Here is an 8149-nt window from a genome sequence, read left to right on the forward strand (position 1 = left end):
GGTGGAAGTCGGCCCCTTCGACGAGCCCGGGCAGCGCGTCCGCGGCTACACGCTGATCCAGGCCCGCAGCAGCGACGAAGCCCTCGAGTGGGCCCGTCGCTTCCCCACACCCCACGGCGCCAGCCGGCCCACGCAGATCGAAGTGCACCCGATACTGGGCCTCGCCGAGCCACACCCTGGCCACCAGGCCTGAACCCACCCCCGATACAAGGAGAGAACCATGAGCACCCCCGCCGTCAGCCCCATCCCCACCAACATGCCCACTCTCACACCACACATCGTCTGCCGCGACGCCAACGCCGCCATCGACTTCTATGTGCGCGCCTTCGGCGCCGTGGAGCTGGCCCGCCTGCCCAGCCCCGACGGCCGTCTGATGCACGCCATGGTGCGCATCGGCGACTCCCCGTTGATGCTGGTGGACGAGTTCCCCGAGATGGACTGCCACAGCCCGCAAAGCCTCGAAGGCACGCCGGTCATCCTGCATCTTTACGTAGCGGACGTGGATGCGGCCATTGCCCGTGCCGCCGAGGCGGGCGCCCGGGTTACCCTGCCCCCCGCCGACATGTTCTGGGGCGACCGCTACGGCCGCATCGAAGACCCCTTCGGCCACGCCTGGTCCCTCGCCTCCCACATCCGCGACATGAGCGCGGAGGAAATCGTCACCGCTTCCGCCCAGGGCTGCACCGGCGCCGCCTGAAAGGACACCACCATGGCCTACCTGCTGCTCATCCACGAAACCCGCGGTGCCCGCGCCGCCCGTACCGAAGACGAAGCCCATCGCCAGTACGATGACATGATGGCCTTCGCCGCCAGCCTGCAGGCTGACGGCATTCTGCGGGCCGCCGAATCCCTGCGCACCGACGACCACGCCGTGCGCATCCGCGCCCCCGGCGGCAAGCCCCAGCACCTCGACGGCCCCTTCACCGAGGCCCGGGAGATGGTGGGCGGCTTCTTCCTGCTCGACATCACCACCCGCGAGGAGGCCCTCGCCATCGCCCGGCGCTGCCCCGCCGTCGCCTGGGGCACCGTGGAAGTCCGCGAGTGCGCCCCCTGTCACGTCCTCTGACCCCAACCAAGGAGAACTGCAATGGACACCTATGTGGACGGCTTCCTGATCCCCCTCGCCACCGATCGCGTCGACGACTACAAGGCCATCGCCAGCCTCGCCGGCCGGGTCTGGAAGGACCACGGCGCCCTGGCCTACTATGAATGCATCGGCGACGACCTGGGCGCACCGGGCATGGTGAGCTTCAACCACGCAGCCGCCACCGCCCCCGGCGAGACCGTGGTGTTCGCCTGGATCGTCTACCCTTCCCGCGAGGCCCGCGACCGCATCAATGCCGCCGTGATGGCCGACCCGCGCATGGCGTCGATGATGACCCCGGACGCAGCCATGCCCTTCGACTGCAAACGCATGGCCTACGGGGGTTTCCGCGTCCTGGTGGAATGCTGAGCCCAGGCCGGCGGGGCTGCCGGGAGGCCGCGTGACAGAGCCCGCCGACCCCGCCCGCAGCCTGGCCGCCCTGTGGCACCTGGAGGCAGCCCGGGTCATCGGGCGGGTCACGCGCATTGTGCGGGACGTGGGCCTGGCCGAGGACATCGCCCAGGACGTGCTCCTCACCGCCCTTGAGCGCTGGCCGGCGGACGGCATGCCCGCCAACCCTGCCGCCTGGCTGATGACCGCCGCCAGCCATCGTGCCCTGGACCACCTGCGCCACGCCGCCATGGCGGCCGGCAAGGAGGGGGCCATCGGCCACGACATGGACTTTCATCACCAGAGCGCCGCCGACGAAGCCGCCGAACGGGTGGACGCCAACCTCGACGACCCCGTGGGCGACGACGTGCTGCGCCTCATCTTCACCGCCTGCCACCCGGTGCTGCCCCCCGAGGCCCGCTGCGCACTGACCCTCAAGGTGATGGGCGGCCTGTCCACCGCCGAGATCGCCAGGGCCTACCTCAAGCCCGAGGCCACCATCGCCCAGCGCATCGTGCGGGCCAAACGCAGCCTGGCCGCCGCCCGGGTGCCCTGTGAAGTGCCCCGCGGCGCTGAGCTCGTGGCGCGGCTGGATTCGGTGCTGGAGGTCATCTACCTGATCTTCAACGAAGGCTACGCCGCCACTGCCGGTGAAGACTGGATGCGCCCGGCCCTGGCCGAGGAGGCCCAGCGCCTGGGCCGGGTGCTGGCAAGCCTGTTGCCGGATGAGGGGGAAGTGCTGGGCCTCCTGGCCCTGATGGAGATCCAGGCCTCGCGCTTTGCCGCCCGCCTGTCGGCCAGCGGCGAGCCGATCCTGCTGATGGACCAGGACCGCAGCCGCTGGGACCGCCTGCTGATCCGCCGCGGCCTTGATGCCCTGGCGCGCGCCGAAACCCTGCCCGGCCCCCTCGGCCCCTACGCGGCGCAGGCTGCCATTGCCGCCTGCCACGCCCGCGCCACCCGGGCGGACGACACCGACTGGTCACGCATCGCCGCCCTGTACGACATCCTGGCCCACATCGCGCCCTCGCCGGTGGTCCGGCTGAACCAGGCAGTCGCCGTCGGCATGGCCTTTGGTGCCGCCGCCGGGCTGGAGATTGCCGACCGCGTGCGCGCCGAAGGCAAGCTCGACGGCTACCCCCTTTTACCCGCCGTGCGCGCCGATCTCCTGGCCCGCCTTGGGCGCCAAGACGAGGCCCGTGCCGAGTTTCTGCGCGCCGCCGGACTCACCCGCAACGCCCGGGAAAGGGCCCTGCTGCGGGCCCGCGCCGACGCCAGCATGCGCCCACCTTCCGAAGCGCGTTGACTGAACCCCCTCGCCTTCGGAATACTGCCGGGCGCGACACACTCGCTGTCATCCGTTTTTCATACCACCGCGGCCCGCAGCCCCCGAGAGGTCATAGGGCCCCGCTACTCCACACCAAGGAAATACCATGAAGTCTTCTCCCTCCCTTCTTCGCGTCGCCCTGATTGCCGGCCTGCTGTCCCAGGCCTCCGCCTTTGCCGCTGAGCCTGTCAAATCCTCCCCGCTGGGCAAGCCTGTGGCAACGGTCAATGGCGTCGTGATCCCCCAGGCTGCGTATGATCTGCTCGCAGCCCGGGCCAAGGCCCAGGGTGCCCAGGACAGCCCGCAGCTCGCTGCCGACCTGCGTGGCCGCCTGATCCAGGCCGAGCTGCTCAACCAGGCCGCCAAGAAGAAGAACCTGGACCGCAAGCCGGAGGTTTCCCTCCAGCTCGACATGGCCCGCCAGCAGATCATGGCCAGCACCTACGTGGCCGAGTATGTCCAGAGCCACCCGATCACCGACGCCGCCGCCAAGGCCGAGTACGACCGCATCGTGGCCCAGGCGGGCGGCAAGGAATACAAGTCCCGCCACATCCTGGTGAAGGAAGAGAAGGAAGCCCTCGACATCATCGAGCGCCTGAAGATGGGCGAGAAGATGGAGAAGCTGGCAACCCTGTCCCTCGATCCGGGCTCCAAGGACAAGGGCGGTGAGCTGGGCTGGGCGGTGCCGGGCGGCTTCGTCGAGCCCTTCGGCAAGGCCCTCGCCACCCTCACCCCGGGCACCTACACCCAGACCCCGGTGCAGACCCAGTTCGGCTACCACGTCATCCAGCTTGACGAAGTCCGCGATCTGAAGGCCCCCAGTTTCGAAGAAACCAAGCCCCAGATCATCCAGCGCCTGCAAGCCCAGGGCGTGGACCAGCACATCCAGGAACTGGCCAAGGCTGCCAAGATCAACTGATCAGCGGCCAGACCTGTGGAGGCGACTTCAGTCGCCCGCGGACTTCGATCAACGGCATGCCGATCAATCATCGCTTGATGGGCGACTGAAGTCGCCCCTACAGGCGCCGCCGCACCAGTTGTCAGTCGACGCGTCATCACCCGCAAATAAAACGGGAGCCCTCGGGCTCCCGTTTTATTTGGTACTACGAAACCCGATCAGGCCAGTGCAGCGAGGGCGGCGGTGTAGTCGGGCTCGTTCTTGATCTCGCCCACCAGCTCGCTGTGCAGCACGGCGTCGTTCTCGTCCAGCACCACCACGGCACGGGCGGTCAGACCGGCCAGGGGGCCGCTGGCCAGGGCCACACCGTAGTCCTGGGCAAAGGCGCCACCGCGCAGGGTGGACAGGGTCACCACGTTGCTCAGGCCTTCGGCGCCACAGAAACGGCTCTGGGCGAAGGGCAGATCGGCGGAGATGCACAGCACGACGGTGTTGGCGACATCAGAGGCGGCCTGATTGAACTTGCGCACCGAGGTGGCGCAGGTGGGGGTGTCGACGCTCGGGAAGATGTTGAGCACCTTGCGCTTGCCGGCGAAGCTGGCCAGCGGGGTGTCGGCGAGATCCTTGGCGACGAGGGAGAAAGCCGGGGCGGTCTGGCCCTTGGCGGGCAGATTGCCTTCGACTTGCACGGGGTTGCCGCCGAGGGTAACGGTACTGGACATGAAAGGACTCCTGGGGATCAGTGATGTTGTTGTAGGCCGGCACGCCCGGAGGCGGGCTGGAAGCGCCATGGTAGGGCCTGCCGCCGCCCGTTGCCAGCCCCTTCGGACCGTTTTCCGGCCAGGCTCCCCCTACAGCGTCTTCAGATACTCGACGAGCGCATCCTTGTCGGCCGCCGGCAGCCCGGTGCCAAACTCGTGGCCCCGGTTGCCACTCCCCTTCTCGGCCACGTCCATGCGCGTGCCCACCCGGCGCGCCTCGTCCCCATCGGTGACAAAGCCGACCCGCTGCGGGTCGTACACGTCGTAGCCGCGCCAGAACACCCGCGGGCGGCGCTCCACCGGTTCAAGGAGATCGCGCAAGGTGGGCACGGCACCGTTGTGGAGATAGGGGGCGCGCAACCAGATTCCATCAAGGAAGGGGATTTTGTAGCCGGGCAGGTCTTCCTCCACCAGTCCCTTGCGGGTGATGCCCATGCTCGCCGCCACGCGGTTGGCCTCGATGGCGGATGCCTTGTCCCAGGTTTCCAGGCGACCCGGGTCAGTGCCCACCTCGGCCAGGGGGATGCGCGTGCCGGTACGCGGGCTGGCGTGGCAGGCGGCGCATTCGGCGTCGAACACCCGCTTGCCGGCGGCGGCCCGGGCCGCGTCCACCGGGAAGGGATAGACCGGCGGACGGAGGGCGCTCAGGTAGTCCTGCAACCACTTCACCTGGGCGTGGAAGTCGGCCTTGTCGGCAGGCGCTGCGCCGAGCACGCCCAGGGCCGAGTCGATCATCACCGAATGCACATCGTGGGTATCGCCCGCGTAGTTGGGCAGCTGTCCGGTCTCGGCCTTGTACTTGGCCAGGTTCCACACGGCGGGGATGTCGGCGGGGCCGAAGCGGTCGTCCATGGGTGCCTTCAGCATGAAGTAGCGGGTCAGGTTCATGCCGTCGTCCCGTCCCCGCCCCCATTCCGGAAAGTCCGCGCGGAAGATCCAGGCAAACTGGGCCTCCCGCTCCAGCAGGCGCTTGCGGGTCACCGGGATGATCACGAAGCGGTAGAGCAACTGGTCGATCACGTCCAGATGCGTCACCCGGTTGATCTCGGCCATCAGGATGTCGGCGTTGAAACGCGGGTCACGGGCGCACTCGATGAGCAGGCGGAAGAAGTTTTCGATGTTTACCGTGTGCCCCGGCCCGCCGCTGACAAAGACCGGGTTCGAATCGGTGCTGCGCCGGTAGCTGGCGGTGTGACAGGCGGCGCAGTTGTTGCCGACCCGCGGAAAGCCGATGGTCTTCTTGGTGAAGCCGACGGGCAGCTCCTGCCCCTGCTCCCAGGCCACGCCCAGGGCGGCGTAGCCCCCTGCCACCTGCTGCCCGTCCTGGCGGAATTTCTCCGGAAAGACCCGGGGCAGCACGTAGAAGATCCAGTAGGGGATGCCGGCATCGTGTTCGGCGCCGATGGAGCCGTAGCGGAAGCGGCTCTCCCCCGACTCGAAAACCCAGGCCGGCTGGGGTTCCTCACGGAAGCCGCGGCTCCAGCCCAGGTAGGCGCCCGCCACCAGCAACAGGACCAGGGCGGCAAGGGCGGCGCGCAGCCAGATGCGCCGCTGGGGAGAGAGGGGAAAGGACATGGCGGGCTCCCGGTCAGAAGGTCTTCAGGTATTCGACGAGGGCGAGCTTGTCGTCGGCGGAAAGTTCGGTGCCATAGGCCCGCCCCTCATGGCCGCCGTTGCCGTTGCCCGGTTCGGTGGTATCGAGGCGGAACAGGGCGCGCCCCTGGGCCTCGGGCTGATCGGAGACGAAGCCCACCTTGTGCGGGTCAAACACATCGTTGCCGCGCCAGAACACCTTGGGGCGGCGTGCCGCAGGTTCCAGCAGATCACGCAGGCTGGGCACCGAGCCGTTGTGCAGGTAAGGCGCCCGCAGCCAGATGCCATCCAGGGGCATGTTGGCGTAGCCGTGGGTCTTGCGGAACTGGGTGAAGCGCCAGGGATAGCCGGCGTAGAGAGTGGCCTGGTTCACGGCCAGGGTGTAGGTGTAGGAATCCAGGCGGCGGCGGTCGGTGCCGATCTCGGCCAGGGGGGTGACCCGGCCCACATAGGGGCCGCTGAAATCCCGCCCGCTGGCGCCGTGGCAGGCTGCGCAGTATTCCTTGTAGATCGGCGCCCCCCGCGCGGCGAGGGCCTGATCCACCGGAAAGAACTTGCCGAAGGCTGGCGGCTCCACGTCAAGGATCCACTCCTCCACCCGCCGGATGCGCGGCAGATCGATGGTGGGCGGGGTGGTGCCGGTGCCGAAGGCGGCGCTCTTATTGCGCTCGGTCATGTCGGTGTTGTTGCCGTCCCAGTGCAGCTCCATGGCGCGGGGTTCCCGGCGCGGGCGCTGCAGCCACAGGGACGGGAAGTCGGCCGGGGCGTCGAACTCCTTCGGGTCGAGGCGGTGCATCGGAAAGTTGAAGATCACCTTGGCGGAGTTGAAGGTGTCCACCCGGCCCGGCCCCCAGGGCTTCTGCTCGAAGACCCACTCGAAGCGCCCCTTCAGGGCCAGTACCCGGTCGCGCATGATGGAAATGGCCAGCGGATAGACGAGGTAGCGGTCGAGGAGGTCCAGGTCGGCGCCCTGGCGCTGGATCTCGGGGATCAGGTATTCCTTGGAAAAACGCGGGTCGGCGGCGCAGCGGAAGAAGAACTCCTCGAAGGCCTTCATGTTGAACTGGGCCGCCGGCATGCCCGGCACCAGCACCGGCGGCTGGCCGGCGGCAGTGCGCACGGTGCTGGTGTGGCACACCGCACAGTTCACGAAGACCCGGTCCACGCCCTGGTAGCGACGCCGCGAGGTGCCCACCGGCAGGTCGCGCAGGCTGCCGTCGGGCGCCTTTTCGTAGAGCATGCCGATGGACTGGTAGCCAGGCCCCGGCAGGTACTGACTGCAGACCTCGGGCAGGGCGCGCCAGATCCAGTACGGAAAGCCCATCTCGTGCTCGCCGCCGGTGGAGCCGTACTTGAAGTGCTCCACCGGATCGGCGTAATCCACCGGGATGTCGCCGCCAAAGCGCCCGGCCAGCCACAGCAGGATGGCCGCCGGCAGCAACACCGTGAAGGCAAACAGGAACAGGAAGCGCCGTTTCCAGCGTTCAGGGGCAATCACGGCTCGATGGGGCATGATGGACGCCTCCTCGGGGTCAGCGGTCGGGAGCCAGGCACGGGCGCAAGGCCTCGTAGCCCCTGGCCAGCAGGGTTTCGGGATCGGGATCGCGCCCGCTCTCGGCCTTCAACATCGCCGCCACGCTGGCCTCCAGGGCGGCCCGCTCGGGGCTCGCCGCCCAGGCCGCGGCATGACTGCGGAAAGCCGGCAGCAGGGTTTCCGGGGGCATGGGCGTCTTGGCCCGGGCGGCGGGGGGCAGACGGGCCATGGCCAGGCGCACGTAGATGCGCGGCGCGCACTGGCGGATGCGGGTCTCCAGGGCATTGGCCGGGCCGAGCAGGAAGTTGGGCGGAAAGGTCTCTGCGCTCAGATGGCAGGCAGCGCACCAGGCATGGAAACCGGCGAGGGCGGCGGGCACCCCGGCCTGGGCAGGCGTACCGCCGGCAGGCAGTTCCAGCCGGGCCGGGGGCCGGGGCCGGTCCACCCCGGCGGGCAGCGGGTCGCCCAGCGCATCAAGCAGGGCCGCCACCAGGGCGCGGCGCGGCAGGGGCTGTTCATCCAGCAGCGTCGGCACAGCAGCAAGGCGGGAGACGGCTGCGGC

General features: G+C 69.0%; 8 protein-coding genes and 2 pseudogenes. 6 read left to right on the forward strand and 4 right to left on the reverse strand.

Features of this window, described 5'->3' with window-relative positions; all coding sequences use genetic code 11:
- From J0L98_RS20505 to J0L98_RS20530, 6 genes and pseudogenes are all read left to right on the forward strand, one after another.
- Positions 1 to 193: pseudogene (locus J0L98_RS20505) on the forward strand (hypothetical protein); the annotation flags it as partial.
- A 27-nt stretch (positions 194 to 220) separates the two neighbouring features.
- Positions 221 to 697, forward strand: a complete 477-nt coding sequence (locus J0L98_RS20510; RefSeq protein ID WP_296413959.1) for a VOC family protein — start codon at positions 221 to 223, stop codon at positions 695 to 697.
- Between the two features lie 12 nt (positions 698 to 709).
- Entirely contained in the window at positions 710 to 1066 is a 357-nt protein-coding gene (locus tag J0L98_RS20515; RefSeq protein ID WP_296413961.1) for a YciI family protein, read from the forward strand.
- Positions 1067 to 1087: 21 nt separating this feature from the next.
- Positions 1088 to 1453 carry a DUF1428 domain-containing protein gene (locus J0L98_RS20520; RefSeq protein ID WP_296413963.1) on the forward strand — a complete coding sequence of 122 codons (366 nt, stop codon included), beginning with the start codon at positions 1088 to 1090 and terminating at the stop codon, positions 1451 to 1453.
- 31 nt (positions 1454 to 1484) lie between these two features.
- Positions 1485 to 2780 (forward strand): RNA polymerase sigma factor, encoded by a 1296-nt coding sequence (locus tag J0L98_RS20525; protein ID WP_296413965.1) that lies wholly within the window; start codon positions 1485 to 1487, stop codon positions 2778 to 2780.
- A 127-nt stretch (positions 2781 to 2907) separates the two neighbouring features.
- A complete protein-coding gene (locus J0L98_RS20530; protein WP_296413968.1) occupies positions 2908 to 3720 on the forward strand; it encodes a peptidylprolyl isomerase in 813 nt (270 codons plus the stop codon).
- Positions 3721 to 3917: 197 nt separating this feature from the next.
- On the opposite strand, the gene tpx is transcribed toward J0L98_RS20530, so the two are convergent.
- The 4 genes and pseudogenes from tpx to J0L98_RS20550 all read right to left on the reverse strand — a co-directional run.
- The gene (gene tpx / locus J0L98_RS20535; RefSeq protein ID WP_296413969.1) at positions 3918 to 4421 is read right to left on the reverse strand and encodes a thiol peroxidase; all 504 of its coding nucleotides are present in this window, start codon (positions 4419 to 4421) and stop codon (positions 3918 to 3920) included.
- Between the two features lie 129 nt (positions 4422 to 4550).
- Complete coding sequence (locus J0L98_RS20540; RefSeq protein WP_296413971.1) at positions 4551 to 6035, reverse strand: hypothetical protein; 1485 nt, start codon at positions 6033 to 6035, stop codon at positions 4551 to 4553.
- Between the two features lie 13 nt (positions 6036 to 6048).
- Positions 6049 to 7566 carry a c-type cytochrome gene (locus tag J0L98_RS20545; RefSeq protein ID WP_296413974.1) on the reverse strand — a complete coding sequence of 506 codons (1518 nt, stop codon included), beginning with the start codon at positions 7564 to 7566 and terminating at the stop codon, positions 6049 to 6051.
- A 19-nt stretch (positions 7567 to 7585) separates the two neighbouring features.
- Positions 7586 to 8149 (reverse strand): annotated as a pseudogene (locus J0L98_RS20550) (hypothetical protein); the annotation flags it as partial.

It is taken from the genome of Zoogloea sp. (genome assembly GCF_017302315.1).
Lineage (GTDB): Bacteria > Pseudomonadota > Gammaproteobacteria > Burkholderiales > Rhodocyclaceae > Zoogloea.